We start from the raw sequence: 26,154 nt of genomic DNA, 5'->3' as shown, positions 1-26,154 counted from the left end.
CCGTCGTTCCGACAACGCTACGACCGAGTTTCCATTTTCACAATGGGTGTTGTCACTATGGCAACTTGGGCTAGCGTGTAGTCATGCCCGATACGACTCCCAAGCCCGCGCGGCGAAACGCGTCAGGGCTGGCCCGCGACGTCGAACTGCTCGATGTGCTCGGCTCGCCCGAGTCCCTGCGCGCCGACGGGCTCGGCGTCGTTCGCGTCGCTGAACTCACAGGGCGGGACAAGGCCGTCGTCTCTCGGTCGCTCGCCACTCTCGCCGAGGCGGGCTTCGTCGAGCGCGATCCCGCGACCCAGGCGTACCGCCTTGGTGCCCGCATCTACGCGCTCGCGGCGCACACGCGCGAGGCGCGTCTCACGTCGGCCGCGAGTCCGACGCTCCGGCGCATCGCACGAGAGACGCGCGAGACGGCCAGCCTCAACGTGCTGCGCGGCGGTCACGTGCTCACCGTCATGAGCGAGCTCAGCCCCCACGAGTTCCGGGCGACGGGGTGGGAGGGGGTGACGACCTCGGCCTGGCGCACGCCATCCGGCCGGGCTCTGCTGAGCGATTGGGACGAGATCTCACTGCGGGCGTGGTTCGAAGAGCACGCGGCCGAGTCGCCCGTCATCGGCCGCGCGCATGCAGGGTTGCTGTCGTCGCCGTTCGCCGTGATCGACGAGCCGCCGACGGGCCCCGACCAGGTGCGCGACTACGAGAGCCTGGTCGCGGAGATCACGAGAATCCGTGAGCGCCGCTACGCGCTGTCCGTCGAAGAGCTCGAGCGGGGCATCGTCGCGGCATCGACACCGATCTCCGACTTCTCGGGCGCAGTTGTTGCCGCCATCAACGTCAGCGCCCCGATCTCCCGCCTCGGTTCAGACGCGACCCGGCTCGGGGTTTACATCGCGCGCGTCGGCGCGGAGCTCTCGGCAGCCCTCGGGGCACCCTGACGACGGAACTCCGTCGCGCGGCGTCCTCGCCCCGCCGGGGTCTCAGCGAGGAGGGCGGCCACCTACTCGGGCCGGGGCGCGGCCGCCGCGGCGGCGGCGGCCGCCGGCAGCGCCGACGCGATGCGGTCGAGCGCCGCGTCGTCGTGCGCCGCCGACAGGAACCAGGCTTCGAACACGCTCGGGGGCAGGTTCACGCCGCCCTCGAGCATCGAGCGGAAGAACGCCGGCCAGCGCCACGCCTCCTGGCGCTTCACCTGGGCCTCGTTCGCGGGGCCGCCGTTCGCGCCCGTCCACCCGAGGGCGGCCCCGTCGCCGAAGGCGAACGAGAACAGGTTGCCGACGCGCTGCACGGCATGCGCGACGCCGGCCGCCGCGAAGGCCTCGGTCGTCATCGCGATCACGCGCTCGGCCGCCGCGTCGACGGCAGAATAGGCCGCGGCATCCGCCGAACGGAGCGTCGCCAGGCCGGCCGCGACGGCGACCGGGTTCCCCGACAGCGTGCCCGCCTGATATACGGGGCCCTGCGGTGCGAGGTGCGCCATGATCGAGGCCGACGCGCCGAGGCCCGCGACCGGCATGCCGCCCCCGATGACCTTGCCGAAGGTGAAGATGTCGGCGGCCCAGCGGGCGTCGGCGCCCGCTCGGCCCTGTTCGACCCCCCACCAGCCGGCCGGGCCCGTGCGGAAGCCCGTGAGCACCTCGTCGCACACGAGCAGTGCACCCTGCTCGTGGCAGAGTGCGGCGAGCCCCGCGTTGAACCCCGCTGACGGCGGCACGACGCCCATGTTGGCCGGTGCGGCCTCGGTGATGACGGCGGCGACGCGACCCGGGTGCGACTCGAAGGCCGCGCGCACGGCCTCGAGGTCGTTGTACGGCACCAGGATGGTCTGGGCGGCGACGGCCTCGGGCACGCCGGCCGACCCCGGCAGCGCGAGCGTCGCGAGGCCCGAACCGGCCGAGGCCAGCAGCCCGTCGGAGTGGCCGTGGTAACAGCCCTCGAACTTGATGACGAGGTCGCGCCCCGTCACACCGCGGGCGAGACGAAGCGCGGTCATGGTGGCCTCGGTGCCCGTCGAGACGAGCCGCACCTGCTCGACCGGCCCGACGCGGCCCGCGATCTCGGTAGCGAGCTCGACCTCGCCCGTCGAGGGCGCGCCGAACGACAGGCCTCGCGCCGCCGTCTCGCGGACGGCGTCGATGACGGCGGGATGCGCGTGGCCGAGCAGCATCGGCCCCCATCCGCACACGAGGTCGACGTACTCGTTGCCGTCGATGTCGCGCACATAGGGCCCCGACGCCGACTCGATGAACGGGGGCACCCCGCCGACTGCGCCGTACGCCCGCACGGGCGAGTTCACGCCGCCCGGCGTCACGGCGCAGGCGCGCTCGAACCAGGCCGTCGACTGCGGCTGGGAAAGGGTCATCGTGGCCTCCTCGGTGCGGGCAGGTGTGCGGGTACGCCGGCCCGCGCGGGGCCGGGATGCTGCGCCTACCCCCGCAGCGCGAGCGCCAGTTCGGTCGCGTGGTAGGTCAGCACGGCGTCGGCGCCCGCCCGGCGGATGCCGAGCACGGCCTCGGCGATGGCGGCGTCGCGGTCGATCCAGCCATTGCGTGCGGCGGCCTCCAGCATCGCGTACTCGCCGGACACCTGGTACGCCCACACGGGCACGGGCGAGCTCGCCGCCACGCCCGCGAGCACGTCGAGATAGGGCATTGCCGGCTTGACCATGACGACGTCGGCGCCCTCGGCGAGGTCGAGCGCGGCCTCACGCAGCCCCTCGCGCCCGTTAGCCGGATCGAGCTGGTACGTGCGCCGGTCGCCCTGCAGCTGCGAGTCGACGGCCTCGCGGAACGGCCCGTAGAACGCCGAGGCGTACTTCGCCGAGTACGCCAGGATCGCAATCCCCTGGTGCCCGGCCGCGTCGAGCGCCTCGCGCGCGACCGCGACCTGGCCGTCCATCATGCCCGACATGCCGACGAGCCGGCTTCCGGCCTCGGCCTGCGCGATGGCCATGTCGGCGTACCGCTCGAGTGTCGCGTCGTTGTCGACGTGACCGCGGGCATCCAGCACGCCGCAGTGCCCGTGGTCGGTGAACTCGTCGAGGCACAGATCGGTCTGCACCACGAGTGCATCGCCGACCTCCGCGACGACCGCCGCTGTCGCGACGTTGAGGATGCCGTCGGGATCGGTCGCGCCCGTCCCCATCGCGTCGCGCACGGCCGGCACGCCGAACAGCATGATGCCGCCGACGCCGGCGTCCGCGGCGTCGACGGCCGCTCGGCGCAGCGAATCGAGCGTGTGCTGCACGACCCCTGGCATCGACGAGATCTCGACGGGCGCGCCGATGCCCTCGCGCACGAACGCGGGCAGGATCAGCTCGTTCGGGTGCACGCGCGTCTGGCGCGCAATGGCGCGGAACGCGGGCGTCTGCCGCAGGCGGCGGGGGCGGATCACTGGCATTCGGTCACTCCTTTGCGGCGTCCTGCGCGTCGGTGTCCCCTCGCGCGTCGTCGTCCTCGTCGCCTTCGTCCGCACGGTGCTCGTCCTCGCCGTTCGCCGACTCGGCGTGCGATCGCTCGATTTCCATGAGCTCGCTGATGTCGACCGCGGCGGTCGCGGGCATGGCGCCGCCGAGGGCGAGCCACTCGAGCCCATCGAGGAGGGACGCGACCGTGCGCTGCTGCGCGATCACGTCGATCCGCAGGCCGAGCTCGCGCGCGTCCTTGGCCGTGCGGGGGCCGATCGCGGCCAGCTTCACCTCGGGGGGCAGTGGGCTGAACTGCCCGTGGATCTGCCCGGCCACCGACCCGGAGGTCACGAGGATGCCGCGGATGCGGCCGTGCGAGATGTCGTATCGGATGCTCTCGGCGACGGGAACGCCGACGGTGCGGTAGGCGACGACCGAGTCGACCTGGTGGCCACGGCGGCGCAGTCCCTGGGCGACGACGGGCTTGGCGATCTCGCTGCGCAACCACAGCACCCGGAGCGACGGCATGCCGCGCCGCGCCTCGACCCATTCGCTGAGCATGCCCTTCGCGGAGTTGTCGTGCGTCGGCACGAAGTCGACCCGGTAACCGCCGGCGCCGAGGCCGGCCGCCGTCGTCTCGCCCACCGCTGCGACGAGCGTCGAGTCGGGAATCGTGACGCCGTGGGAGAGGAGCACGTCGACCGCCGTCGCGCTCGTCGCGACGACCCAGTCGTAGGCGCCGGCCTGCAGGCGCTCGAGCGACGCGCTGAGGATGCGCGCGTCTTCCGGAGACGGGTTGGCGAAGTTGATGAGCGGCGCGACGATCGGGAAAGCGCCCCGGGCGTTCACCGCGTCGGCGACGTCATTGCCCCAGGTGCCGCCGCGCGGCACCAGGATCTTCCACCCCTGGAGCGGTTTGATCATCACTCTCCCTGGAAACCCGAAGGCACTCTGCGCTTCACGTTACGCCGATGCGACGAGGTCGGCCGCACCCTGCGCGAGCAGCGCCTCGCTCACCTCGGACGCCAGCGTCACGGCCGCCGCGAGGGCGGCGTTCTCGCCGTCGACGGACCGCGAGGCTGAGGCGGTGAGCACGTTCGAGCCGTCGACGGCATAAACGCTAGCCGAGCACCGCAGTTCACCGTTGGCCAGCCGGGCGGTCGCGCCGACGGGCGCGGCACAACCGGCCTCGAGCGCCGCGAGCACGAGCCGCTCGGCGGTCACGGCCGCCCGCGTCGCGGGGTCGTCGAGGTCTGCGACGCCGGCGATCGCCTCGCCCGCCCGCACCTCGACGGCGAGGCATCCTTGACCCGGCGCGGTCGGCCACTCATCGAGCTCGAACCGCTCCGTGATGACGCCAGCAAGGCCGAGCCGGTCGAGGCCCGCGCACGCGAGCACGACGGCATCGAGCTCGCCATCCGTCACGAAGCGCAGCCGGGTCTCGATGTTGCCGCGAATATCGCGCACGTCGAGGTCCGGGCGCCTCACGCGCAGCTGTGCGGCCCTGCGCGGCGAGCCTGTGCCAACCTTCGCACCGGCGGGCAGCTCCGAGAGCCGAGAGCCTGCGCCACCCCCGGCTGAGCACAGGGCGTCGCGAGCATCCTCGCGCGGCGGGTACGCAGCGATTTCGAGGCCACCCGCCGGCGCCGTCGGCAGGTCCTTCAGCGAGTGCACGGCCACGTCGCATCCGCCTTCGAGCAGCGTGGAGCGCAGCTCGGCGGCGAACACGCCCGTGCCGCCGAGGCTGCTGAGCGAGGCGCGCGAGACATCACCGTGCGTCGTGACCCGCACGAGCTCGGTGTCGCGCCCGGCGAGGTCGCCGAGCCGGTCGGCGACCGTGCTCGTCTGCGCGACGGCGAGCGCGCTGCCCCGCGTGCCGATCCGGATGCTCACGTTCGCGCCGGCGCTCACGGTTGCAGCCCCGCCGTGGCCGGTTTGAACCCGAGACGGACGTTCTCGCAGCATCCGGGCCGGCACACGTCGAACCAGGGGCCGAGCTGCGTCAGTGCGGGGCGCTCCGAGACGGGCACGCCGTCGCGTCGCTCGAGCACGAGGTCGACGAGGCCGGCAACATAGCTCGCGTGCACCCCGGGGGTCGCCGAGCGCCGGAAGGCGAGCCCGGCCTCCGCGGCGGACTGCTTCGCCTCGTTGTCGAGGTCCCAGAGCACCTCCATGTGGTCGGACACGAACCCGATCGGCACGACCACGACGGCGCGGCGGCCGTGCGAGGGCAGGCCCTCGATGACGTCGTTGATGTCGGGCTCGAGCCACGGCTGCGTGGGCGGGCCCGACCGCGACTGATAGACGAGCTGCGAGTTCAGCCGATCCGGCAGGCCGCGGGCGACCACGTCGTCGCGCTCCGCCAGCGACCTGAGCGCCGACACCGCGACGACCTCGGCGACCGCCAGGTGCTGCGCCGCGTACGCTCCGCCCTCGCCGTAGTCGACGTCACGGGCGCCAGAGCGGAGCGCATCGTCGGTCGGCACCGAGTGCGTCGTGAAGAGCACCTCCACGTCGGCGAGCGCCAGCGTCTCGTCAGCCGCGAGGAGACTCGCGAGGTCGTCGCGGAGACCGTCGATGAACGGCGTCACGAAGCCGGGGTGGTCGAAGAACTGCCGCACCTTGTCGACCTGCACGACGCCCTGGAGGCCCGTGTCCTCAAGGGCGTCCGCGAAGTCTTCGCGGTACTGGCGGCACGATGAGTACGACGAGTAGGCGCTCGTCGCCAACGCGATCAGCTTGGTGCACCCCGCGGCGTACGCCTCGTGGAGGGCATCGTTCAGGTAGGGATTCCAGTTGCGATTGCCCCAGAACACGGGCAGGTCGACGCCGCGCCGCGCGAGCTCGGCCTCGAGCGCCATCTTGAGCTCGCGGTTCTGGTCGTTGATGGGGCTGACGCCGCCGTGGTGCCGGTAGTGGACGGCGACCTCTTCGAGGCGCTCGTCCGGGATGCCGCGGCCGCGAGTCACGTTGCGCAGGAAGGGCAACACGTCGTCTTGGCCTTCCGGTCCGCCGAACGACGCCAGCAGGATGCCGTCGTACGCGACCGGCGACTCGATGTGCGGGTCGCCCGACTGCGCGGGCTCGGTGGCCGCGCTCACCAGGGCCCCCGGTTCGAGGGGCGCCGAGGTGGCCGGCGCAGGCTTGATGCCGCGCGGCGACATTACTGCAGGACCTCGATCAGTTCGGCCGAGGTGATGCGGCGGCCCGTATAGAACGGCACTTCTTCGCGCACGTGCAGGCGCGCCTCGGTCTGGCGCAGGTCGCGCATCATGTCGACGAGGTTGATGAGTTCGTCGTCCTCGAGGGCCAGCAGCCATTCGTAGTCGCTGATGCCGAACGACGCGATCGTGTTGGCGAGCGTCGACGTGAACGCGGCCCCCCGCCGGCCGTGGTCGGCCAGCATCGTGCGACGCTCCTCCTCCGGGAGGAGGTACCACTCGTACGAGCGCACGAACGGGTACACCGTGACCCACTGCTTGGGCTCCTTGCCGAGCATGTAGGCCGGCATGTGGCGCGGGTTGAACTCAGCCGCGCGGTGCACGCCGACGGCCTGCCAGGTCGGCACGAGCGGGTGGAAAAGGTCGAGCCGGCGGTACTGCCGAAGGGTCCACTGCAGGTTCTCCGGCGTCTCACCGTGCAGCCACAGCAGCACCTCGCCGTCATGCCGGAACCCGGAGATGTCGTAGATGCCGCGCAGGGTCACCCCGATCTCCGCCGCCTCGGCCGTCACTCCGTCGACCGACTCGATCGCGCGCTCGATGTCGCGCCGAGAGAGCTCGAGGTCGTTGCGGGTGTCTCGACGGAAGACCGCGTACATCGCGTACTGCGTGAGCGGCAGATCACCACCGGCGGGTGCGGCGGTGGCTGCTTCGGCACCGGCGGGGGCGGCGGTGGCTGCGGGATCGCTGTGAGTCATGGCCTTTAGTCTATGAACCTTCCTTGCGGTGGCGCACGTGCGCGAGGCACGGATGCCCCCGATCGAGCATCCGTGCCTGAATCGTTGTCGGCGTCGTCGCGGTCGCTCAGCGCCCCCGACGTGCCAGCACCACTCCGCCGACGAGGGCCCCAGCGAGCGCGAGGACCCCGCCGGCCGCGATGCCGCCCACGAGAAGCGGGTTGTCGTCCCACTGCTTTGCGAGCCTCCGCTTCGTCGCCTCGAGGTACTCCTGCCCGCGCGCGCGGAGGTCGAGCTTGTATTCGAGCGCGTCGAGGGTCTGCGCAAGCTCGTCCCGCACGCGCTCGATGTCGTGGCCCAGATCGCTGTCGCTGCGCGTATCCTTCGCCTTCTCCGGCTTCGGCTCGTCGGCCTTCTCGGATTTCATAGTGCGCGGCGGCAGCACGGGATGCCCGTAGCCGGGAGCCGTCTGCTGACCATTACTCATACCGACCGAGTCCCTTCACGGCGTTGACGTCGCGCTTCACGCTGTCGAGCGTCTCCTCCGGCGTCAGCGGCAGGCTGCGCTTGATCGCTAGGACTCCGAAGAGCACGAGTCCGAGCACGAAGATGAGGAAAACACCGGCGACGATGAGCGCCGAGAGCCACGGGGCGAAGGCCTCGTTGAGGCCGAGGATCGCGGCCGTGACGAGTACCGCCCACATCGTGAGCGCGAAGAAGGCGGCCGCGGCGAGGAGCGCGGCACCGGTGACGAGCTTCTTGCCCTTTGCCGTGAGCTCACGCTTAGCCCGCTCGAGCTCGTCCTTCGCGAGCTGCACGAACAGACGTGGCGTGTCGGCAAGGAGCGTGCCGAGCGACACCCGCTCCTTGGGGTTGCGCCTGCCAGCGAACCCCGGCCTGGGGAACGGCGCGCGCAGTGGCTCGCGGTCCGGATCTGGCGGCGTGTGTCCCGCGGCCGGCCCGCCCGGCGCGGTGTTGCCGCCGGCGGCACCGTACGCGGCCGCGCCGAGGCGGTTGTCGGCTCCTGGCGTCGAATAGTTGCTCATGGGCTCCCTCTCCTCCGCACGCGCGTGGCGTGCCGCGGCTACTTCGCCGATGGCTCGCGCAACGACTTCTTCGAGTCGATGACGCGGTTGGTGAGGTTCTTCACGCCGTCGAGCGCGGCGTCGCCAGCCATCCCGGCGACCGTCTTGAGGCTCTCCTCGGCCTTGCCGACCTGGTGCTGCACGGACGTCGACTCCCAGACGTTCTTTGCCTTCTCGGCGATCTGGTCGTACCGCCTGCGGCCCGCACGCGCCCCCAAGACGTATCCGACGATGAGACCGATGATGAACACGAGCTTCTTCATGACACTCCGATCAGCGATGGTGCGTCCGCCTTGCCCGGACGACGCTTCAAGGCTAGTGCCACGAATCTGTGTGTGACACCGTCGTTGTGCTGGACGTTGCCGGGGGTGCACGCACGTCTCGGCCGACGGGCCTTCTCCTCAGCCATTCCGCTCACGCAGGCCTCTCCCAGTCCCTCGCCGGTCAGGCGGTCTCGCGCGCGGGCCCTTCACTCGACGGGCCCAGCAGTGCCTCGGCGGCGCGCTCGGCCGCGGGTACGACGGTCGCGAGGCCCGTGCCGTCGATCCACGTGCCGGCGACGCCGAAGGCCGGAAGGTCTGCGGCGCGATCGCGCAGTGCGTCGAGTTCGTCGGCGCGACCGATGCGCGCGGCGGGGTACGGGATGCGCCACTCCCGCCGAGCGAGCGCGCGCAGGCGGGTGCGTTCCAGCGGCACGTCGAGCAGCTCCGAGGCGTCACGGAGAGCGAGGTCGGCCAGCTCGTCACCGCCAAGCCCCCTCGTGAGCGGAGCGGCGTCTTCGCGCGCGTCCGCCCCGCTCGCCCGACGCGCGGTCCCGGAGCCGGCAAAAGTGCCTGATCCACCTCCGAATCCGGCCGCGCCCCGCGCCGGGAACACCGCCGCGGCCGAATCGCTCGCCGCGCTCGAACTCGTGCGCCTGGGTCGTCTCGCGACGTGGCGCGGCAGCCCTGATCCGTACGAGAGCCGCAGCACGTGCATGCCGGCCGGCACCCGTTCGGCGAGCCAGTCCCACTTCGCCGTCACGTGCGTGAGCGCCTTTGCAGAGACCTCGCCGGGCGGATCGCCCACGAGCACGCCCGTGCCGCGCGGGAAGGCGTCGAGCTCAGGCGCCTCGACGGCGACGGCGACGACCTCAGCGGGCGTGATCGGTTCGCCGGCGCGCAGCGATTCCGCGCCACCGTCTCCGATGGGCGCCCCCGCCGTCGCCTGATCGGCCGTTCCGACGCGATCGCCCGTCGGGACGCCGAGCCCGTCGACGTCGATACCGTTGGCGGCCGGGTCCACCGTGAGCAGCACGGCGTCGGCGCGGAGCCGGCCACCGTCCGCCAGGTCGATGTTCCACGTGTGATCGAGGCGACGCAGCGACGCGACGCGCGTGCCGGTCCGCACGTCGGCGCCAAGCCGGGAGAGCTCTTCGGCGAGCGCGCCCACGATGCGCCACATGCCGCCGCGGAACCCGCGAACGGCGGCGCCCGGGGGGGCCGCCGAGCGAAGTCCGGCGACGGCGAGCCCGAGCGTGCCCGCCGTGGCGATGGCGTCGGCGAGGCCCGGCGCGATGCGTCGGTGGTCGAGCAGCGCGGGATCGGTCGAGTAGACGCCGCGCGCGACGGGCGCGACGAGCCGGTCGACGACGAGATCGCCCATCCGGACGCGCGCGAGCTCGGCGAGCGACCCGGCCTGCGAGCCGACGTCGGGCGTCAGCATCGCGTCGGCGGCGGCCCTCGCGGCCCCCTCGACGCCGAGCGCAGCGCGCACGTCGGGTGCGCCCGCGTGCGCCGGGATGCCGAGCAGCCCCGTCTTCGGCAGCGGATACGCCTCGCCGTCCGCGTACCCCCACGACCCTCGCGCCAAAGGCTCGACGGTCTCGCCGGCGAGGCCGAGCTCGCCGAGCCAGCGCTCGACCGCGCCGCCGCGGACCGCGAATGCCTCGGCGCCGATGTCGACCACGAGCTCCGGGGCGTTGTCACCGGCACCGCCACCGGTGCCGAGGGTGGCCGCCCGCAGCATCCCACCCACGCGGTCACCCGCCTCGAGCACGACGACCCGTGCGCCCGAGAGCGCCGCGCGCCGCGCCGCCGCGAGCCCGGCGATGCCCCCGCCGACCACGACGAGGTCGGCGCTGTCGGCGCTCGCCGCCACGGTCATTCCTGCCGGTCCGGCTCGGGCGGCGTGCGGCCGTCGAGGCCGTGCACGAACGCGACGAGGCCGGTGAGCACGTCGGGATCGGTCTCGGGCGGCACGCCGTGGCCCAGGTTCACGATGTGGGCGGGCGCCGAGAACCCTCGGCGCACGACGTCGAGCGCGTGCTGCTCGAGCAGCGACTGCCCTGCCCCGAGCGCGGCGGGGTCGATATTGCCCTGCAGCGGCACCTCGCCGCCGAGTCGCCGCGACGCCTCGTCGAGGGGGATGCGGTCGTCGACGCCCTGCACGTCGGCGCCGACCGCGTGCAGGTCGCGCAGGAGTTCGGCCGTGCCCACGCCAAAGTGGATCGTGCGCACCCGCTCGCCCCCGGGGGTGCGCAGCGACCGAACGCGCTCGAGCGCGGCCGCACTCGACGGGCCGACCGACCGACGGTATTGCTCGACGCTCAGCGAGCCCGCCCACGAGTCGAACAGCTGCACGATGCTGGCGCCCGCGCGGACCTGCGCCTCGAGGAAGGCGCCCGACAGCTCGGCGATCGCACCGGCGACGGCGTGCCAGGCCTCGGGGTCGGCACGCATGAGGGCGCGGGCACGGAGGTGGTCTTTGCTCGGGCCGCCCTCGACGATGTACGCGGCGACCGTGAACGGGGCGCCGGCGAAGCCGATGAGCGGCGTCGAGCCGAGCTCGGCGACCGTGAGCGCGACGGCCTCGCTGATGGGCGCGAAGAGCTCGGGAGCGATGCGGTCGCGCACGCGGGCGGCGAAGTCGTGCGCCTCGGCCGAGGTGCGGATGGGGGTGGCGAACACCGGTCCACGCCCCGGCACGATTTCGACCTGCTCGCCGGCAAGCTTGAGGGGCACGACGATGTCCGAGAAGAAGACGGCCCCATCGACGCCGTGCCGCCGCACGGGCTGCAGCGTGATCTCGGCCGCGAGTTCGGGGCGGAGGCACGAGTCGAGCATCGAGACGCCCTCGCGCACGCGACGGTACTCCGGCAGCGAGCGGCCGGCCTGCCGCATGAACCAGATCGGCAAGCGTTCGCTCCGCTCGCCGCGGGCCGCGCGGATCAACGGCGCCTCGGCCGTCGCCCCCGAGGCGAGCGGGTGCGCGAGATCGAGCGGCGCCAGCTCGTGGGCCGGGTGCTCCGGCCGGCTCGGCAGCGCTGCCGCCGATCCGGCTGCGGGAGCGCCGGCGGCTGCGGCGTTGATGGCGGCGGTGTCGTTCCCAGCGGTGTCGAGCATCCGCCCATTCTCGCGCACCCGCCCTCCGATCCGAACGTGTGGCCGATCGGCCGAATCCCACCGACTTCGATGCGTCGTAGAATGGGCCGCATCATGCTGCTGTGTCTGAGTGCGAGCCACCGGAGCGCCGACTTCTCGGTGCTCGAGAAGCTGTCCGCGGCCGACCGAACGTCGGTCGACCGTCTGCTGTCGTCGGTCGACGGCATCGACGGCGGCGTCGTGCTCTCGACCTGCAACCGCTTCGAGCTCTACCTCGAGGTGTCCGACGCCGACGAGCTCATGCCGCGGCTCTACACGGAGCTCTCGCGCGTGCTGGGCGCTCCCGTCGGGACGCTTCGGGATCAACTCGCCGTCGTTCGCGGCGACCACGTGCCCGAATACCTCTTCTCGGTCACGAGCGGACTCGAGTCGGTCGTCGTCGGCGAGGGTGAGATCTCGGGCCAGGTACGTCGGGCCCTCGACGACGCTCGCGGCGCCTCGCTCACCACGTCGCGCCTCGAGCAGCTGTTCCAGCGCGCATCGACCACGTCGCGAAGCGTGAAGCACGGCACCGGCCTGCAGACCGCGGGCCGCTCGCTCGTGCGCCTCGCGCTCGATCTCGCCGAGTCTCAGATCACCGACTGGTCACGCGCACGCGTGCTCCTCGTCGGCACCGGCAACTACGCAGCGGCATCGCTCAAGGCGCTGCGCGATCGCGGCGTGCAGCACGTCGGCACCTATTCGCCCTCCGGCCGCGCCAACCGGTTTGCGGAGCGGCAGGGCGTCGACGCGGTCAGCGACAGCGCCTACCTCGAGGCCGCCGCGAGCGCAGACCTCATCGTGACCTGCTCGAACGTCGAGGAGCCCGTGCTCGACCACGCCGGTATGCAGGCTGCGCGCATGGCACCCGGACGCGCCCTCTCAACGCTGGTCATCGACCTCGGCATGCCCCGGAACGTCGACCCGATGGTCGGCCGGCTCGACGGCGTCGACCTGCTCGACCTCGAGACGATCCGGCGCCACGCGCCGCTCGATGAGCTCACGGCCGCAGACGAGGCCCGCTGCATCGTGGCTCGCGCCGCCGCCGAGTTCCGCGCGAGCGAGGCAGAGGCCGAGGTGCACCACGCCATCACGGCGTTCCGCTCGCACGTCGTCGACATCGCCGAGCGCGAGGTCGAACGGGTCGGCGACCGCCTCGGCGACGAGGGCGCGCTGGCCTTGCGCCGCCTCGCCAACCAGATCCTGCACCAGCCGTCTGCCCGGGCGAAGCAGCTCGCGCGCGAGGGGCGCGGCCAGGAGTTCGTCGACGCCATCGAGCTGCTCTTCGGCGTGACCGTGCCCGAGCTCGAGCCCGGCGCCGCCCAGCGGCCAGAGGCACAGGCCTGTCCCTATCTCGCCTCTCTCGCGGCCACGTCGCACGAGGTGAGCGTCTCGTCGGCAGTTGCATGCGCATCCGGCAGTGTCTGCGCCAGCCACACGAGCGCCGACGATACGGCCATGTCGCTCGCCGGCGGACCGGCGGTCCGCGCCCCGCGCTGCCCGCACGCCGCCGCCTAGCTGGACGGCGCCCCCGCGTAGCCGGACGGCGCCCCCGCGTCGCGCCCCTCCGAAGGCCGTTCCGTGCCCTCCGACAGCTACCAGATGCTGACGCGCTGCTCCGGGTCGAGCCAGAGGGCATCGCCCTCGCGCAGGTCGAACGCCTCGGCGAAGGCGTCCATGTTGCGCACGATCTGGTTGCAGCGGAACTCGGCCGGGGAGTGCGGGTCGACCTGCAGCAGCAGCTTGGCGAACTCGGGGCGCGTCTTCGTGCGCCACGCCTGCCCCCAGGCGTAGAAGAAGCGCTGAGCGCCGGTGAGCCCATCGATCACGGGCGCCTCACCGCCATCGAGTGACGCCTGGTAGGCCTTCCACGCGATGCCGAGCCCGCCGAGGTCGCCGATGTTCTCGCCGATCGTGAACTCGCCGTTGACGGTCGCGCCGTCGGCGCCCTCGGGCGACAGCTCCGAATACTGCTCGATGAGTGAGCCCGTTCGCGCCTCGAAGGCGGCACGGTCCTCGTCGGTCCACCAGTCCACGAGCCGACCGTCACCGTCGCGCTTCGAGCCCTGGTCGTCGAATCCATGCCCGATCTCATGGCCGATGACGGCCCCGATCGCGCCGTAGTTCGCTGCGTCGTCAGCAGTGAGGTCGAAGAACGGGGGCTGCAGGATCGCGGCGGGAAACACGATCTCGTTCTCCCCGGGCGAGTAATACGCGTTCACCATCTGCGGCGGCATGAGCCACTCGTCGCGACGCACGGGACCGCCGAGCTTGCCGTACTCGTAGTCCGCCTCGAACACGCTCGATCGGCGCGCGTTGCCGAAGAGGTCGAGCGGCGACACCTCGAGGTCGCCGTAGTCGCGCCACCGGTCGGGATAGCCGATCTTCGTCACGAATTTCTCGAGCTTGTCGAGCGCACGGCCACGCGTCGCCGGGGTCATCCAGTCGAGCGTGGAAATGGATGCGCGGTACGCCTCGAGCAGATTGCCCACGAGTTCCAGCATTCGGGCCTTGCCCTCGGGGGCGAAGTGGCGCTCGACGTACACCTTTCCGATCGCGTGGGGCACGATCGACTGCGCGTGCGCGACACCGCGCTTCCAGCGCTCCTTCTGCTCCGGCGTGCCCTGCAGGGTCTTGCCGTAGAAGTCGAAGTTCGCGGCAGAGAGCTCCGGGCTCAACAGCGACGCGCTCTGCGCGACGATCTGCCACAGCAGCCAGTCGCGCCACTCGTCGAGCCGGTCGTCGACGAGCAGGCCCGCGACGCCTTCGATGTAACTGGGCTCGCGCACGATCAGCCGGTCGTAGGCGCCGGCCGGCGCGCCCAGCGCCGCGCGCCAGCCCTCGAGGTCGATGCCTCCGAACGGAGCTGCGAACTCGGCCCACGCCCGGGGATTGTGCGTCTTGTTGGCGTCCCGTGTCGTCACGGTGTCCCAGTGATGTGCGGCGATCGCGGTCTCGAGGAGCATGACGCGCTCGGCACGCTCCGCAGGGCTCGTGACGTCGGCGAGCTCGAGCATCCGGCCGATGTGCGCGACGTACTGTTCCCGCAATTCTGCGTACTGCTCTTCGCGGTAGTAGCTCTCGTCGGGCAGGCCGAGGCCGTCTTGCTCGACATAGAGCGCGTACCGCTCGGGGTCGTCGGCGTCGGGATACACGAAACGCGAGGTGAAACCCGCGAGCCCCTGGCGCTCGTGCCGGCCGAGCACGAGCAGCAGCTCGTCGATGCTCGAGACCGCGAGCGCCTGCGCAAGGTCGGGGGCGATCGGGGCGATGCCGAGCGTCGTGAGCCGTTCCTTGTCCATGTAGGCGGCGTAGGCGTCGGCGGCCTTCCTCGTCTCGGTGCCCTCCGGGGCCGAGGCGCCCTCCTCGAGGATCGTCCGCACGGCGACCTCGGCCTCCTCATGCAGCTTCATGAAGGTGCCGTACGACGGCAGCGACGCCGGGATCTCGGTGGTGGCCAGCCACGCCCCGTTGGCGTGGCGGAAGAGGTCATCCTGCGGCCGCACCGCCTCGTCGAACCCCGAGCGATCGATGCCCGAAACCAGCCCTGTCGTGCCCTGCGATGCAGCAGTGTCTTCCCGAGTCATACGCGCCAGCGTATTGGACTCGCGCTGGACGAGCGGGCACAGTGCCGGGGCCTGGGAGTGGCTAGTGTGCAGCTGAGCTGAAGTGGGAGGTCCCGTGTCCGAGCCCGATAAGCGACCGGCGCCGGGCCGGCGCATCCTCTCCCTCGCCGTCCCGGCCCTCGGGGCACTCATCGCAGAACCCCTGTTGTTGCTGACCGACACGGCGCTCGTCGGCCACCTGGGCTCCGAGACGCTCGCCGGTCTCGGCGTGGCCTCGACGGTGCTGCAGACAGCCATCGGTCTCATGGTGTTTCTCGCCTACACCACGACGCCGATCGTCGCGCGCCGGCTCGGGGCGGGCGACACGCCGGGGGCCATTCGCGCGGGCATCGAGGGCATGTGGTTCGGCCTCGGCGTCGGCGTCGTGCTGGCCGCCGCGGGCCTGCCGGCGGGCGAGTGGCTCATCTCCTTCTTCACGGGCGACCCCGCCGCGCGCGCCGAGGCGTGGACGTACCTGCTGATCAGCCTCGCCGGTGTGCCGGCGATGCTCGTGGTGATCGCCGCGACTGGGCTGCTGCGTGGCCTGCAGAACACGCGCACGCCGCTCATCGTGTCGATCGTCGGCGCCGCCGTGAACGCGGGCGCCAACGCGGCGCTCATCTACGCGGCCGGGCTCGGCATCGCCGGCGCGGCCCTCGGCACCGTCGCCGTGCAGTGGGGCATGGCCCTCGTGTACGCGGTCATCGCGGTCCGCGCCGCCCGCGCCAACGAGGTGTCGCTCGCGCCGGGGCTGGGACGGCGCGGCGAGACGCTGCGGGCATCGGGCTGGATGATCCTCCGCACTCTCACGCTCCGCGCATCGCTCGTGACGGTCGTCTGGATGGGCGGACGCATCGGCGTCGACGAGCTCGCCGCGCTGCAGGTGCTCTTCACGCTCTACAACCTCACGGCTTTCGCCCTCGACGCACTCGCGATCGCCGGGCAGGCGCTCGTGGGCCGGGGCCTCGGGGCTGGCGACCGGGATGAGGTGCGGGCCGTCACCACCCGGCTGATTCGATGGGCCGTGGGGTTCGGCGCCCTCCTCGGGTGCGCGTTCCTCGCTGCCTCGCCCGTGCTCGGCCGCGTGTTCACAAGCGACGTGGGCGTGCTCGCCGTGCTGCCGTGGGGCGTCGCAACCCTCGCGCTCACGCTGCCGCTGGCCGGCTACGTCTTCGTGCTCGACGGCATCCTCATCGGGGCCGGGGATGCGCGCTACCTCGCCATCGCCGGCGTCGTGCCGCTCGTCGTTCTCGTCGCCCTCGAAGCGGCCGTAATCGCGCTCGGCTCGGCCCTCGGGTGGAACGGGCCCACCTCCCTCGTCGCACTGTGGGCCGTGTTCGGCGGCGGTTTTCTCGGCACCCGGGCGCTCACGCTCTGGTGGCGATCACGCGGTGACGACTGGATGATCACCGGCGCGACCCGGTGATCCCGGGCGCGAGCCCAAGACGGGCCGTTCCGGCGGGACGCTCTGCACCGTCGCCGCGCTCGCTGCCCGCCGCGCTCGCGGCGTCAGTTGCGTACGGCCGGCGGCAGGACGTGCCTCAGGATGTCGGCGATGGTCACCACTCCGAGCCGGCGCGATTCGCTGGTGATGACCGCGAGTTGCTCGCCGCCCTGCCGCATCCGGGCGAGCGCGTGGTAGGCAGGCGTATCGTCCGCGATCGTCCGCGCGGCACGCGAGAGGCGAAGCGCCGGGGCGTCTGCCGGCTCGAGCAGGGTGTCGCGCACGTGCACGACCCGGGGAACCTGGGCGTCGCCGCCGATGAGCACGCGCATGTGCCCCGAGCGCGCAGCCGCGTGCTGCACGTCGGCGACGGTGCCGTCGACGGATACCGCCGTGAGCTCTCTCCCGTCCGGTACGAGATCGCGCACCGTCAGGCGCGCCAGGTCGATGATCTCTGACAGCTGCAGGCCGAATGACTCCTCGAGCGTGCCGACGGAGGCGGAGTGCTCGACGAGCTGACGGATGGTATCGGCATCCTGCCCGCCCACGGCCGCGCGCTCGACCGGCGTGACGCCGCTCGCCGCGACGAGCCGGTTGGCCATCGCGTTGATCCAGAGCAGGAGCGGCCGGAACACCCACGCCACGGCGCGCGCAGGCTGCGCGATGATCTTGGCGGCGAACTCTGGATGAGCGATCGCCCACGACTTCGGCGCCATCTCGCCGACGACGAGGTGGAGGAACGTCACGAACACCAGCGAGATCCCGAAGGCGGCGCCGTCCGCCAGCCACGGCGGAGCGCCGATCGCGTGGAACACGGGCCCGAGCCACCCGTCGACGGCCGGTTTGGTGACGGCGCCGAGCGCGAAGGTGCACGCGGTGATCCCGAGTTGCGCGACCGCCAGCATGATCGTCAGCTCGTTGATGCCCCGCAGCGCGGCCCTCGCTGAGGCGCTCGACGCGGCCTCGGCCTCGAGGCGGTGTCGTCGCGCACCGAGCAGCGCGAACTCGATGACGACGAAGAAGGCGCTGAGCGCGATCAGGAACACCGTGACCGCCGTTACGAGAAGTGCCTCAGTCATCGCTGGCCCCGTCCATTCCCGTGCCGGTCCGCGATCGGCCGTTCCGGCCCGTCGTGTTGGCCCTCGGCGAGGGTGATCCGCAGGCTGCTGGGCACGTGGTGCTGCACCGCGAGCGCCTCGACGTCGAGACGTCGGTGCTGCGGGCCGGTCAGCGTGGACTCGGACGGGTCCTCCGGCAGCGGCACGCTCGTGCGATCGCCCACATCCAGCAGCGCCCCGAGGTGCGCGATGACCATGCCCGCGACGGTCTCGTAATCACCCTCCGGGAGGGCATGGCCGATCACGCGCGCAGCCTCGTCGACCGCGAGATCCCCGTCGACGATCCAAGTCACCTCGTCAACCGCCTCGGCGAACGGCGCCGGCTGAGGATCGTGCTCGTCAGTGATTTCGCCAACCAGTTCCTCGGCCAGATCCTCGAGGGTCAGGATCCCGGCGAACCCGCCGTATTCGTCGATGACGCACGCGAGCTGATCACCCGTCTCGGCGAACTCGCCCAGAACGGCCGGGAGTGGCATCAGGGTCGGTACGAGCAGCGGCTCCCTCATGATCGATTGCACGGGAGCGTCGTCGGGGTGATGCTCGCGCAGCAGGGACGAGAGTTCGACGACGCCGACGGGCTGCCCACTCGAATCCACCACCGGGTAACGCGAATGCCCGCGGGCCATGCGCTCCCGCACATCGTTGACCGTCGCATCCGCGGGGATCACGTCGACGCGGGCACGCGGGATCGTCGCGTGCTCGACGTCGCGCTCGGGGAACTCGAGCACGCGCTCGATGAGCAGCGAGAGATCGGCCGGGAGATCCCCGCTCTCGCGGGAGTCCGCGATCGCGTGCTTGAGGTCCTCGCGCGTCGCGCTCGTGTCGACGTCATGGATGGGTTCGATCCGCAGCAGCTGCAGAAGTGCGTTGGCCGCGCGATCGAATACCGCGATGAGCCAGCCGAACACCGTGAGGTACACCAGCGTCGAGCGCGCCAGGCTGCGGGCGAGCGGCTCGGGATTCGCGATGGCGAGGTTCTTGGGATAGAGCTCGCCGAAGAGCATCTGCACGACGGTCGCGACAACCAGGGCCAGCACGGTGCCGACCGAGATGCTCACAGCCGGGGGCACGCCGACGTCTCCCAGGAGTTCGCCGAGCGACTCGCCGATCAACGGCTCTGCGACGTAGCCGACCATGAGGCCCGTCACCGTGATCCCCAGCTGCGCGCCGGAAAGCATGAACGACGTCCGACGGGTGACGCGCAGGGCTCGCTCCGCCGCGGCGTCGCCTGCCTTGGCCTGTGCGGAGAGGCGCGTGCGGTTCACCGACATATAGGCGAACTCCTGCGCGACGAAGTACCCGTTCACGGCGATGATCGCGAGGATCGCGATGGCGCCGAGCAAGAGCGTGAGCAGGGCCTCGATCATCGCGTGCCCGCCTCGTGCGATGCGGCCGCGTCATGGCGGCGGAATTCGATCGGGCTCGGACTATGACTCGGGTCGTCGGGTGACGACCCTGGGCTCGCGGACGAGTCCATTTGCGGCTTCACACTCCCGGAGGTGCAGTAGATCCCGCAGCTCGAGTGCGCGGGTGGAATGAGCATAGGCGATTCGAGGGTGAGATGGCCGAGATATCGGCTGGATCCGCTCCGCGACCATCCGGAATGAGAAATCGGCGGGAGTCGGTGCGCACGATCGTGGCCGCCACGGGCCGCTGAGGTGTGTGGAACGGGTGGCGGATCGGTAGGTTGTGCCCGTGAGACTCGTCGTTGCTCAATGCTCTGTCGACTATGCGGGGCGACTCAGCGCCCACCTGCCGGCCGCCAGGCGCCTGCTCATGCTCAAGGCCGACGGGTCGCTGCTCGTGCACTCCGACGGCGGCAGCTACAAGCCGCTCAACTGGATGAGCCCGCCGTGCTCGTTCGAGACGATCGAGCCCGATGAGGCGCAGGCCTCGGTCGGCGTCACCGAGGTGTGGAAGGTGACGCAGCGCAAGACGGGCGATGCCCTGATCGTGCGCATTTTCGAGGTGTTCTCCGACGAGTCGTACGACCTCGGCGTCGACCCCGGCCTCACGAAAGACGGCGTCGAGGCCCACCTGCAGGAGCTGCTCGCCGCGCAGGTCAGTGTCCTGGGCGACGGCCACATGCTGGTTCGCCGCGAGTACCAGACGCCGATCGGTCCCGTCGATCTGCTCGTTCGCGACGCCACGGGGGCGTCCGTTGCCGTCGAGATCAAGCGGCGCGGTGAGATCGACGGCGTCGAGCAGCTCACCCGCTACCTGGAGCTTCTGAACCGCGACCCGCTGCTCGCGCCCGTGCAGGGGGTGTTCGCGGCGCAGGAGATCAAGCCCCAGGCCCGCACCCTCGCGGAAGATCGTGGCATCCGCTGCGTCGTGCTCGACTACGACGAGCTTCGCGGCGTCGACGTCGGTCACACGCGCCTGTTCTGATCGGCCCTGTCGCATCCGTCCCGGTAGGCTGCCCCGGTGACCATGAGCGCGACGCGACCGCAGCCCGCCGCGACCGCGACGACCGCGCTCGTCGACCTGCCACGGGGAACGGGACGGCCCCCGTTCACCGCCGTGCTGTGGGATCTCGACGGCACCATCGTCGATTCGGCCCCGGGCATCATCTCGTCGATTCAGAAGATGCTCGCCGTCCTCGGGCTCGAAGTGCCGCCGTACGACGACCTGGTGAGTTACATCGGCCCGCCCATTCTCGATTCGTTCCGGGAGCACGGTCTCGGGGAGATCGTCGAGCTCGAGTACGCGCTCGGCGTCTACCGCGACATCTACCGCGAGGAGGGTGAGGCCAACAGCCGGGTTTATCCGGGCATGGCCGATGTGATCCGCGCCGTGCACGACGCCGGGATACCCATGTCGACGGCCACGAGCAAGAACCAGGAGTCAGCCGCTCGGGTGCTCGAGCACTTCGGGCTCCATCGCTCATTCGACGCGGTCGTCGGCGCGACGCCCGACGACTCCCGCAGCGCAAAGGCTGACGTCGTCGCCGAAGCGCTCCGTGTGCTGGAGACGCAGGGCCATGACCTCTCCAACGTGATCATGCTCGGGGACCGCTTCTACGACGTCGAGGGCTCGTCCCAGCACGGCGTCCCGTGCGTCTACGTGACGTGGGGCTACGGCACGGTCGGTGAAGAGGCCGGCTCGGTCGCGGTCGTCGACGATCCCGCGCGGCTGCCGGGCCTGCTCGGGCTCGAACCCGCCTGATCCGGCCGCCCGCGTCATCCAGGCCAGTCCGCCCGATCGCGACAGGCGCACCTTCGATGCGGCGCCCGGGTCTGCTCGGTACCCTCAGGGCATGCGCGCGATTGGAAACTTCACGATCGAGACGTGGGATGCGAACGGCCGCGAGGTCGGGGTCGAGACCGGCACGCCGCTCGGCGGAGCGTTCATCGTTCGCGACCTCACGGGGCCGGACATCACGGGGCGTGCGGAGGTGCTCTTCGCGGGGGCGTTCTCCGAGGAGCACGGCTCCGGCACCTACGTCGCCATCGACGCGTTCGACGGCGAGCTGCTCGGCCGCACCGGGACGTGCAACTTCTGGCACGTCAACACCATGACGCGCGGCCGCTCCGGTGCCGACGACGGCATTCTCCGCATCGTCCCGGACTCGGGTACGGGCGGACTAACCGGCATCACCGGCTCCGGCGAGATCCGCGTGGTCAACGGTGAGCACTCGCTCGTGCTCGACATCGCGTTCACCGACGATGACGCGGCCTTCGACGCCGAGGTCGTCGCCGAGTCGGCGGGCGAGCTCGAAGAGCCTCGGTAACCGACACCCGGCCTGGTAACCGGCACCCGGCCTCGCGAGCGGGGCCGTGGGACGACCCTGCCCTCTGATGACTCCCTGGTGCGACCCGCTACGCCTCGACGAGCAGCCCGAAGGCGTCGGCCAGCCGCAGGATCTTACGCGCGCGACCGAGCCGAGGCGGATCGGAGCCGTCGCGGATCTGGCCGCCGGCGGCCTCGAACTCCTCCAGGAACGACTGCGCCCAGAGCACGTCGCTCGCCTGCGGGCAGATCACCTCGTTGATGACGGCGCACTGCTCGACGCGCAGCGCCAGCTTGCCCGTCATGCCGTGCTCGAGGGTCCACTCCGACTGCTCGCGCAGCGTGCGCAAACTCTCGTCGGTCGTCGGGCCGTCGATCGCGCCCGGCAGCCCTGCGGCGCGGGACGCGACCGTGAGGCGGGAGCGCGCGTAGGCCATCGCCTCGCGCGACGCCCACATGCCCGTGTCGCGGCGGAAATCGCCCGATCCGAAGGCGAGGCGGAACGCCCCTTCGGCCTTGGCGATCGCGCCGGCGGCCTCGAGACCTCGGGCCGACTCGACGAGCGGCACGACGGGCACGCGCCCCCCGAGGCGGTGGAACGTGTTCACCACCTGCTCGGGTGTCTCCGCCTTGGCGAGCATGACGCCGCGAAGGCCCCGCGCATCCGCGAGCGCCTCGAGATCATCAGCCCAGAACTCGGTCGTGCAGTCGTTGACGCGCACCCACGCCGAGCCAGTCTCGAGGAAGTCGACGGCATCCTGCCGCGCCTGGGGCTTGCGCGACGTGTCGACCGCATCCTCAATATCGATCAGCACGGCGTCGGCACGCGACTCGGTCGCCGGCGCGAACCGCTCCGGCTTCGTGCCCGGAACGAGCAGCCAGGAACGCGCGTCGGCCGCCGGTACCGAATGGCCCGGCACCGACGTGGCGTGGGCGATAGCGGGGTTCATGCATCCTCCTCGACGGTTCCGATCGTCGAGAGACGAATGGTCTCGGGCAGCGCGAGGATCTCGCGGACGACGCTTCGGGTCAGCCCCGAGACGTCGGTGACCGCGTAGCCGAGGTGGTCGCGCGTGACGTACTGCTGCGCGTCGATGTTGACGCCCTTGCTCCCGAACACCGCGTTGACCTTCACGAGCACGCCGGGCACGTTCTGGTTGAGGTGCAGCAGGCGAACGCCGTGTTCGACGGGCTCGAGCTGCACGGTCGGGAAGTTCACCGACAGGTTGGTCGATCCCGCACCCATGTAGTCGGCGAGCTTGCCGGCGACGAAGTGGCCGATGTCCTTCTGCGCTTCGGCCGTTGAGCCACCGATGTGCGGCGTCAGGATCACGTTCGGGATGCCCTGCAGGACATTGGTGAAGGGGTCGCCCTGCTTCTTGGGCTCGTGCGGGAAGACGTCGACCGCGGCGCCCGCGATGTGGCCGGAGCGGAGCGCATCGGCGAGCGCGTCGAGATCGACGAGGTGCCCGCGGCTCAGGTTGAGGAAGAGCGAGCGCGGCCGCATCTTGGCGAACTGCTCGGCGCCGAACATGCCCGTGTTCGAGGCGCGTCCGTCGACGTGGAGCGTGACGGTCTCGACCGTCTCGAGCAGCTCCTCGAGCGAGTTGCATCGCTGCGCGTTGCCGAGCACGAGGCGGTCGACGATGTCGTAGAAGTACACGCGCATGCCGAGCGACTCGGCGACGACCGACAGCTGCGAGCCGATGTTGCCGTAGCCGACGATGCCGAGGGTGCGGCCGCGCACCTCGTGGGCGCCCGTCGCCGACTTGTCCCAGATGCCGTCGTGCAGCGCGGCGTTCTTCTCGCTCAGCCGGCGCGCCATCATGATGATCTCGCCGATGGCGAGCTCGACGACGCTGCGTGTGTTCGAGTACGGCGCGTTGAAGCACGCGACGGCGTGGTCGCTGGCGGCCGCGAGGTCGATCTGATTCGTACCGATACTGAACGCTCCGACCGCGGCGAGGCCGGGGGCTCCCTCGAAGACCTCGCGGGTGAGCTGGGTCTTCGAGCGAATCCCGAGTACCGAGACCCCGTCGAGCGCCTCGATCAGTTCTGCGGTGTCGAGGGCACCCTTGCGGGTCTCGATCTCGAAGCCGCGAGACCGAAGCAGGGCTTCGGCGTCGGAGTGGATGTTCTCGAGCAGCAGGGCTTTCACTCGCCCAAGTCTATGGGGCCGCGCACCTGCCCCGTGACGGCCCCGGTCGCACTGGCTCAGGACCCCATGGCCGCATTGATGAACGGGAATCGGAGCCGAGCACCGTGACCAGGAGCTCGAACGCGCCGATGGCCGCAGCCGCCGGCGCGACGACCTCCCGCTTTCTCACCCCTTCACCCGCCCGGCCTACTTCAGGCGTTCGACGAAGTCGAGCTGCATGTCGTTCGCGAACTGGGGCACGCCCTCGAAAGCCGCCGCGCGCTCGGGTGAGGCCGCGTACGCGGCGTCGATCGCGTCGAACCGGTCGCGGTCGCCATCGACCGACACGGCCCACACGAACTCCGAGCGCTCGCGGTTCGCCGCGGCGAAAGCGACGGTGAACCCGGCAGCCTCGCGGACCGGCGTCAGCCTCGTCGTGAACCACTCGACGAACTCGTCGAACAGTTCTGGCTTCACCACGTACCGGCGCAACTGCGTTGTTGTCATGGCTCGAAGCGTAGGGCAGGCGAGGTGCGCACCTCCAGCATCCGGTTGCCGGACGCCACCGAGCCCGAGGCCACGCGCAGAAGTCGGCTTTCCGCCCCTCGAAAGCGGTGGGGCCCCTCACGCGACGCCGGTGGGAATACCACATAGGCTCGAGTCGTTGTCGCCCACGTACCGATCTGCTGGAGGATCAATGCGAAACGTCGTCATCGTGGGGTCTGGCCCCGCCGGCTATACGGCCGCCATCTACGCGGCGCGGGCCGGGCTGAAGCCGGTCGTCATCACTTCGAGCGTCGAGGTGGGCGGCGAGCTCATGAACACGACCGATGTCGAGAACTTCCCCGGCTTCCCCGAAGGGATCATGGGCCCCGATCTCATGACCAAGCTGCAGGAGCAGGCGGAGCGGTTCGGCGCCGAGCTCGTCTACGACGACGTCACCGAGCTCCACCTCGACGGCGACGTCAAGCGCGTTGTCACGAGCTACTCGGGCGAATTCGAAGCGATCGCCGTCATTCTCGCAACCGGTTCGGCGTACCGGCGCCTCGGGCTCGATTCGGAGGACCGCCTGTCGGGCCACGGCGTCAGCTGGTGCGCCACCTGTGACGGCGCGTTCTTCCGGGAGCAGCACATCGCCGTCGTGGGCGGCGGCGACTCGGCGATGGAGGAGGCGACGTTCCTGACCCGCTTCGCAGACCGGGTGACGATCATCCACCGGTCCGACAACTACCGGGCATCGACGATCATGCTCGAACGTGCGAAGGCCAATCCCAAGATCGACTGGCACCCGTTCGCGACCGTGGAAGAGATCATCGGCGAAGACAAGGTCTCGTCGCTGCGCCTGCGGGACACGCGTACTGGCGAGGAATCGCAGCTGGATGTCACGGGCGTCTTCATCGCGATCGGCAACGATCCCCGCATCGACCTCGTGCGCGAACAGGTGGCGATCACGCCGGAGGGCACCATCGCCGTCGAAGGCCGGTCGTCGCGCACGAGCCTTCCCGGCGTCTTCGCCTGCGGCGACGTCATCGACCCCACGTACCGCCAGGCCGTCACGGCGGCTGGTACCGGCTGCATCGCGGCCATCGACGCCGAGCACTACCTCGCCTCCGCCCCCGCCGAGCTCCTCGCGAGGGTCGGCGAGCTCGAGGTCGTCGACACGGCCGCTGACGATGACGCGGCGGTCGGCCCTGAGGGCGCCACCGTCGAGTCGTCCACGCCGCAGATCGGCGAGCCCGCGAACGCACCCGCGTTCGCCTTCGAGGCCATCGAGGTCCCCGGCGTCGGCGGGCAGCGCTAACGCCCAGAACATCCACCCCTGTCTGTCCCACCCACGAACGGAGAACACCGTGAGCAACGCCGTCAACGCCACCGCCGCCACGTTCAAAGACGAGATCAACGAGCCCGATAAGGTCGTTCTCGTCGACTTCTGGGCCGCCTGGTGCGGCCCCTGCCGCCAGGTCGCGCCCGTGCTCGACCAGCTGGCCGGCGAGCACGACAACCTCAAGATCGTCAAGGTCGACGTGGATGCCGAACAGCAGCTCGCCATGGAGTACGGCATCACCTCGATTCCGGCCATGAAGGTCTTCAAGGGCGGCGAGCAGGTGACCGAGTTCGTCGGGGCCCGCCCGAAGGCCGTCATTGAGAAGGAGCTCGCCGCGTTCCTCTAGGCCCGCGTTCCTCGAGGTCCGCGCGCGTGCGCGCCCCGGTCGCCGACACCGTCGGGTCGCGGGCGTGGCCGGCACAGATCACCCACCGAAGCCCGGTGCCGTACCCGCGGCATCGGGCTTCGTAGTTGTCCCGGCAGCGAACACCGCGCCCTCAGTC

Annotated in this window: 25 protein-coding genes; 8 read left to right on the top strand and 17 right to left on the bottom strand. The window is 71.0% G+C overall.

All coding sequences use genetic code 11. The annotated features are described in order from the left end of the window. The first annotated feature begins 83 nt into the window (after positions 1-83). The gene (locus F8O04_RS00410; protein WP_158027359.1) at positions 84-938 is read left to right on the top strand and encodes an IclR family transcriptional regulator; all 855 of its coding nucleotides are present in this window, start codon (positions 84-86) and stop codon (positions 936-938) included. A 62-nt stretch (positions 939-1,000) separates the two neighbouring features. Here F8O04_RS00410 and hemL read toward each other — a convergent pair whose 3' ends face one another. The 11 genes from hemL to hemE form a co-directional block, all read right to left on the bottom strand. Beyond that, the gene (gene hemL / locus F8O04_RS00405) at positions 1,001-2,362 is read right to left on the bottom strand and encodes a glutamate-1-semialdehyde 2,1-aminomutase (protein ID WP_158027358.1); all 1,362 of its coding nucleotides are present in this window, start codon (positions 2,360-2,362) and stop codon (positions 1,001-1,003) included. A 65-nt stretch (positions 2,363-2,427) separates the two neighbouring features. After that, positions 2,428-3,399: a porphobilinogen synthase gene (gene hemB, locus F8O04_RS00400; protein WP_158027357.1), complete on the bottom strand. Its 972-nt coding sequence runs from the start codon at positions 3,397-3,399 to the stop codon at positions 2,428-2,430. Between the two features lie 4 nt (positions 3,400-3,403). Beyond that, complete coding sequence (locus F8O04_RS00395) at positions 3,404-4,330, bottom strand: uroporphyrinogen-III synthase (protein WP_158027356.1); 927 nt, start codon at positions 4,328-4,330, stop codon at positions 3,404-3,406. 39 nt (positions 4,331-4,369) lie between these two features. Continuing rightward, positions 4,370-5,317: a hydroxymethylbilane synthase gene (gene hemC, locus F8O04_RS00390; RefSeq protein ID WP_225734782.1), complete on the bottom strand. Its 948-nt coding sequence runs from the start codon at positions 5,315-5,317 to the stop codon at positions 4,370-4,372. Continuing rightward, positions 5,314-6,570 (bottom strand): ferrochelatase, encoded by a 1,257-nt coding sequence (locus F8O04_RS00385; protein ID WP_158027354.1) that lies wholly within the window; start codon positions 6,568-6,570, stop codon positions 5,314-5,316. Before F8O04_RS00385 ends, hemC begins: the two co-directional genes overlap by 4 nt. Continuing rightward, positions 6,570-7,325, bottom strand: a complete 756-nt coding sequence (gene hemQ / locus F8O04_RS00380) for a hydrogen peroxide-dependent heme synthase (protein WP_158027353.1) — start codon at positions 7,323-7,325, stop codon at positions 6,570-6,572. The genes F8O04_RS00385 and hemQ overlap by 1 nt, the downstream gene beginning before the upstream one ends. A 106-nt stretch (positions 7,326-7,431) precedes the next feature. After that, positions 7,432-7,791, bottom strand: coding sequence for a DUF3618 domain-containing protein (locus F8O04_RS00375; protein WP_225734781.1), 360 nt, complete (start codon positions 7,789-7,791; stop codon positions 7,432-7,434). Further along, positions 7,784-8,350: a phage holin family protein gene (locus tag F8O04_RS00370; protein ID WP_158027352.1), complete on the bottom strand. Its 567-nt coding sequence runs from the start codon at positions 8,348-8,350 to the stop codon at positions 7,784-7,786. Before F8O04_RS00370 ends, F8O04_RS00375 begins: the two co-directional genes overlap by 8 nt. A gap of 38 nt (positions 8,351-8,388) precedes the next feature. Beyond that, positions 8,389-8,652: a hypothetical protein gene (locus F8O04_RS00365; protein WP_158027351.1), complete on the bottom strand. Its 264-nt coding sequence runs from the start codon at positions 8,650-8,652 to the stop codon at positions 8,389-8,391. A 181-nt stretch (positions 8,653-8,833) separates the two neighbouring features. Then, the gene (locus F8O04_RS00360; protein WP_188726362.1) at positions 8,834-10,528 is read right to left on the bottom strand and encodes a protoporphyrinogen/coproporphyrinogen oxidase; all 1,695 of its coding nucleotides are present in this window, start codon (positions 10,526-10,528) and stop codon (positions 8,834-8,836) included. 2 nt (positions 10,529-10,530) lie between these two features. Then, the gene (gene hemE / locus F8O04_RS00355) at positions 10,531-11,772 is read right to left on the bottom strand and encodes a uroporphyrinogen decarboxylase (protein ID WP_158027349.1); all 1,242 of its coding nucleotides are present in this window, start codon (positions 11,770-11,772) and stop codon (positions 10,531-10,533) included. A gap of 93 nt (positions 11,773-11,865) precedes the next feature. On the opposite strand from hemE, the gene F8O04_RS00350 reads away from it, so the two are divergent. Further along, complete coding sequence (locus F8O04_RS00350; RefSeq protein WP_158027348.1) at positions 11,866-13,308, top strand: glutamyl-tRNA reductase; 1,443 nt, start codon at positions 11,866-11,868, stop codon at positions 13,306-13,308. Positions 13,309-13,385: 77 nt separating this feature from the next. On the opposite strand, the gene F8O04_RS00345 is transcribed toward F8O04_RS00350, so the two are convergent. After that, positions 13,386-15,377: a M13 family metallopeptidase gene (locus F8O04_RS00345; protein ID WP_158027347.1), complete on the bottom strand. Its 1,992-nt coding sequence runs from the start codon at positions 15,375-15,377 to the stop codon at positions 13,386-13,388. Positions 15,378-15,471: 94 nt separating this feature from the next. On the opposite strand from F8O04_RS00345, the gene F8O04_RS00340 reads away from it, so the two are divergent. Continuing rightward, the gene (locus tag F8O04_RS00340) at positions 15,472-16,821 is read left to right on the top strand and encodes an MATE family efflux transporter (protein ID WP_158027346.1); all 1,350 of its coding nucleotides are present in this window, start codon (positions 15,472-15,474) and stop codon (positions 16,819-16,821) included. A gap of 83 nt (positions 16,822-16,904) precedes the next feature. Here F8O04_RS00340 and F8O04_RS00335 read toward each other — a convergent pair whose 3' ends face one another. Together F8O04_RS00335 and F8O04_RS00330 are read right to left on the bottom strand one after the other, a co-directional pair. After that, entirely contained in the window at positions 16,905-17,918 is a 1,014-nt protein-coding gene (locus F8O04_RS00335; protein ID WP_158027345.1) for a CNNM domain-containing protein, read from the bottom strand. After that, complete coding sequence (locus F8O04_RS00330) at positions 17,915-19,324, bottom strand: hemolysin family protein (RefSeq protein WP_158027344.1); 1,410 nt, start codon at positions 19,322-19,324, stop codon at positions 17,915-17,917. Before F8O04_RS00330 ends, F8O04_RS00335 begins: the two co-directional genes overlap by 4 nt. A gap of 328 nt (positions 19,325-19,652) precedes the next feature. Between F8O04_RS00330 and nucS the strand changes: the two genes are divergently transcribed. The 3 genes from nucS to F8O04_RS00315 all read left to right on the top strand — a co-directional run bounded on the left by nucS (position 19,653) and on the right by F8O04_RS00315 (position 21,690). Beyond that, on the top strand, positions 19,653-20,348 hold the full coding sequence (gene nucS, locus F8O04_RS00325) for an endonuclease NucS (protein ID WP_158027343.1): 696 nt from the start codon (positions 19,653-19,655) through the stop codon (positions 20,346-20,348). A gap of 42 nt (positions 20,349-20,390) precedes the next feature. After that, the gene (locus F8O04_RS00320) at positions 20,391-21,125 is read left to right on the top strand and encodes an HAD hydrolase-like protein (RefSeq protein ID WP_158027342.1); all 735 of its coding nucleotides are present in this window, start codon (positions 20,391-20,393) and stop codon (positions 21,123-21,125) included. A 91-nt stretch (positions 21,126-21,216) separates the two neighbouring features. Further along, positions 21,217-21,690 (top strand): DUF3224 domain-containing protein, encoded by a 474-nt coding sequence (locus tag F8O04_RS00315; protein WP_158027341.1) that lies wholly within the window; start codon positions 21,217-21,219, stop codon positions 21,688-21,690. Between the two features lie 88 nt (positions 21,691-21,778). On the opposite strand, the gene F8O04_RS00310 is transcribed toward F8O04_RS00315, so the two are convergent. From F8O04_RS00310 to F8O04_RS00300, 3 genes are all read right to left on the bottom strand, one after another. Continuing rightward, positions 21,779-22,639 (bottom strand): HpcH/HpaI aldolase/citrate lyase family protein, encoded by an 861-nt coding sequence (locus F8O04_RS00310; protein ID WP_158027340.1) that lies wholly within the window; start codon positions 22,637-22,639, stop codon positions 21,779-21,781. Beyond that, on the bottom strand, positions 22,636-23,847 hold the full coding sequence (serA, locus tag F8O04_RS00305; RefSeq protein WP_158027339.1) for a phosphoglycerate dehydrogenase: 1,212 nt from the start codon (positions 23,845-23,847) through the stop codon (positions 22,636-22,638). The genes F8O04_RS00310 and serA overlap by 4 nt, the downstream gene beginning before the upstream one ends. Before the next feature lie 186 nt (positions 23,848-24,033). Further along, positions 24,034-24,333, bottom strand: coding sequence for a hypothetical protein (locus tag F8O04_RS00300; protein ID WP_158027338.1), 300 nt, complete (start codon positions 24,331-24,333; stop codon positions 24,034-24,036). A 190-nt stretch (positions 24,334-24,523) separates the two neighbouring features. Here F8O04_RS00300 and trxB point away from each other — a divergent pair, with 190 nt between their 5' ends. Then, complete coding sequence (gene trxB / locus F8O04_RS00295) at positions 24,524-25,627, top strand: thioredoxin-disulfide reductase (protein ID WP_158027337.1); 1,104 nt, start codon at positions 24,524-24,526, stop codon at positions 25,625-25,627. Positions 25,628-25,676: 49 nt separating this feature from the next. Then, entirely contained in the window at positions 25,677-25,997 is a 321-nt protein-coding gene (gene trxA / locus F8O04_RS14695) for a thioredoxin (protein WP_188726479.1), read from the top strand. Positions 25,998-26,154: the final 157 nt, after the last annotated feature.

It is taken from the genome of Pseudoclavibacter endophyticus (assembly GCF_008831085.1).
Classification (GTDB): domain Bacteria; phylum Actinomycetota; class Actinomycetes; order Actinomycetales; family Microbacteriaceae; genus Pseudoclavibacter; species Pseudoclavibacter endophyticus.
This window is presented reverse-complemented; position numbering and strand designations above follow the sequence as displayed.

What these genes read in the sequence shown, in the direction of transcription:
- F8O04_RS00410 (WP_158027359.1), top strand. Translation starts at nt 84, where the DNA reads ATGCCCGATACGACTCCCAAGCCCGCGCGGCGAAACGCGTCAGGGCTG.
- hemL (WP_158027358.1), bottom strand. Translation starts at nt 2,362, where the DNA reads ATGACCCTTTCCCAGCCGCAGTCGACGGCCTGGTTCGAGCGCGCCTGC.
- hemB (WP_158027357.1), bottom strand. Translation starts at nt 3,399, where the DNA reads ATGCCAGTGATCCGCCCCCGCCGCCTGCGGCAGACGCCCGCGTTCCGC.
- F8O04_RS00395 (WP_158027356.1), bottom strand. Translation starts at nt 4,330, where the DNA reads ATGATCAAACCGCTCCAGGGGTGGAAGATCCTGGTGCCGCGCGGCGGC.
- F8O04_RS00385 (WP_158027354.1), bottom strand. Translation starts at nt 6,570, where the DNA reads ATGTCGCCGCGCGGCATCAAGCCTGCGCCGGCCACCTCGGCGCCCCTC.
- hemQ (WP_158027353.1), bottom strand. Translation starts at nt 7,325, where the DNA reads ATGACTCACAGCGATCCCGCAGCCACCGCCGCCCCCGCCGGTGCCGAA.
- F8O04_RS00375 (WP_225734781.1), bottom strand. Translation starts at nt 7,791, where the DNA reads ATGAGTAATGGTCAGCAGACGGCTCCCGGCTACGGGCATCCCGTGCTG.
- F8O04_RS00370 (WP_158027352.1), bottom strand. Translation starts at nt 8,350, where the DNA reads ATGAGCAACTATTCGACGCCAGGAGCCGACAACCGCCTCGGCGCGGCC.
- F8O04_RS00365 (WP_158027351.1), bottom strand. Translation starts at nt 8,652, where the DNA reads ATGAAGAAGCTCGTGTTCATCATCGGTCTCATCGTCGGATACGTCTTG.
- hemE (WP_158027349.1), bottom strand. Translation starts at nt 11,772, where the DNA reads ATGCTCGACACCGCTGGGAACGACACCGCCGCCATCAACGCCGCAGCC.
- F8O04_RS00350 (WP_158027348.1), top strand. Translation starts at nt 11,866, where the DNA reads ATGCTGCTGTGTCTGAGTGCGAGCCACCGGAGCGCCGACTTCTCGGTG.
- F8O04_RS00345 (WP_158027347.1), bottom strand. Translation starts at nt 15,377, where the DNA reads ATGACTCGGGAAGACACTGCTGCATCGCAGGGCACGACAGGGCTGGTT.
- F8O04_RS00335 (WP_158027345.1), bottom strand. Translation starts at nt 17,918, where the DNA reads ATGACTGAGGCACTTCTCGTAACGGCGGTCACGGTGTTCCTGATCGCG.
- F8O04_RS00330 (WP_158027344.1), bottom strand. Translation starts at nt 19,324, where the DNA reads ATGATCGAGGCCCTGCTCACGCTCTTGCTCGGCGCCATCGCGATCCTC.
- F8O04_RS00320 (WP_158027342.1), top strand. Translation starts at nt 20,391, where the DNA reads ATGAGCGCGACGCGACCGCAGCCCGCCGCGACCGCGACGACCGCGCTC.
- F8O04_RS00315 (WP_158027341.1), top strand. Translation starts at nt 21,217, where the DNA reads ATGCGCGCGATTGGAAACTTCACGATCGAGACGTGGGATGCGAACGGC.
- F8O04_RS00310 (WP_158027340.1), bottom strand. Translation starts at nt 22,639, where the DNA reads ATGAACCCCGCTATCGCCCACGCCACGTCGGTGCCGGGCCATTCGGTA.
- F8O04_RS00300 (WP_158027338.1), bottom strand. Translation starts at nt 24,333, where the DNA reads ATGACAACAACGCAGTTGCGCCGGTACGTGGTGAAGCCAGAACTGTTC.
- trxB (WP_158027337.1), top strand. Translation starts at nt 24,524, where the DNA reads ATGCGAAACGTCGTCATCGTGGGGTCTGGCCCCGCCGGCTATACGGCC.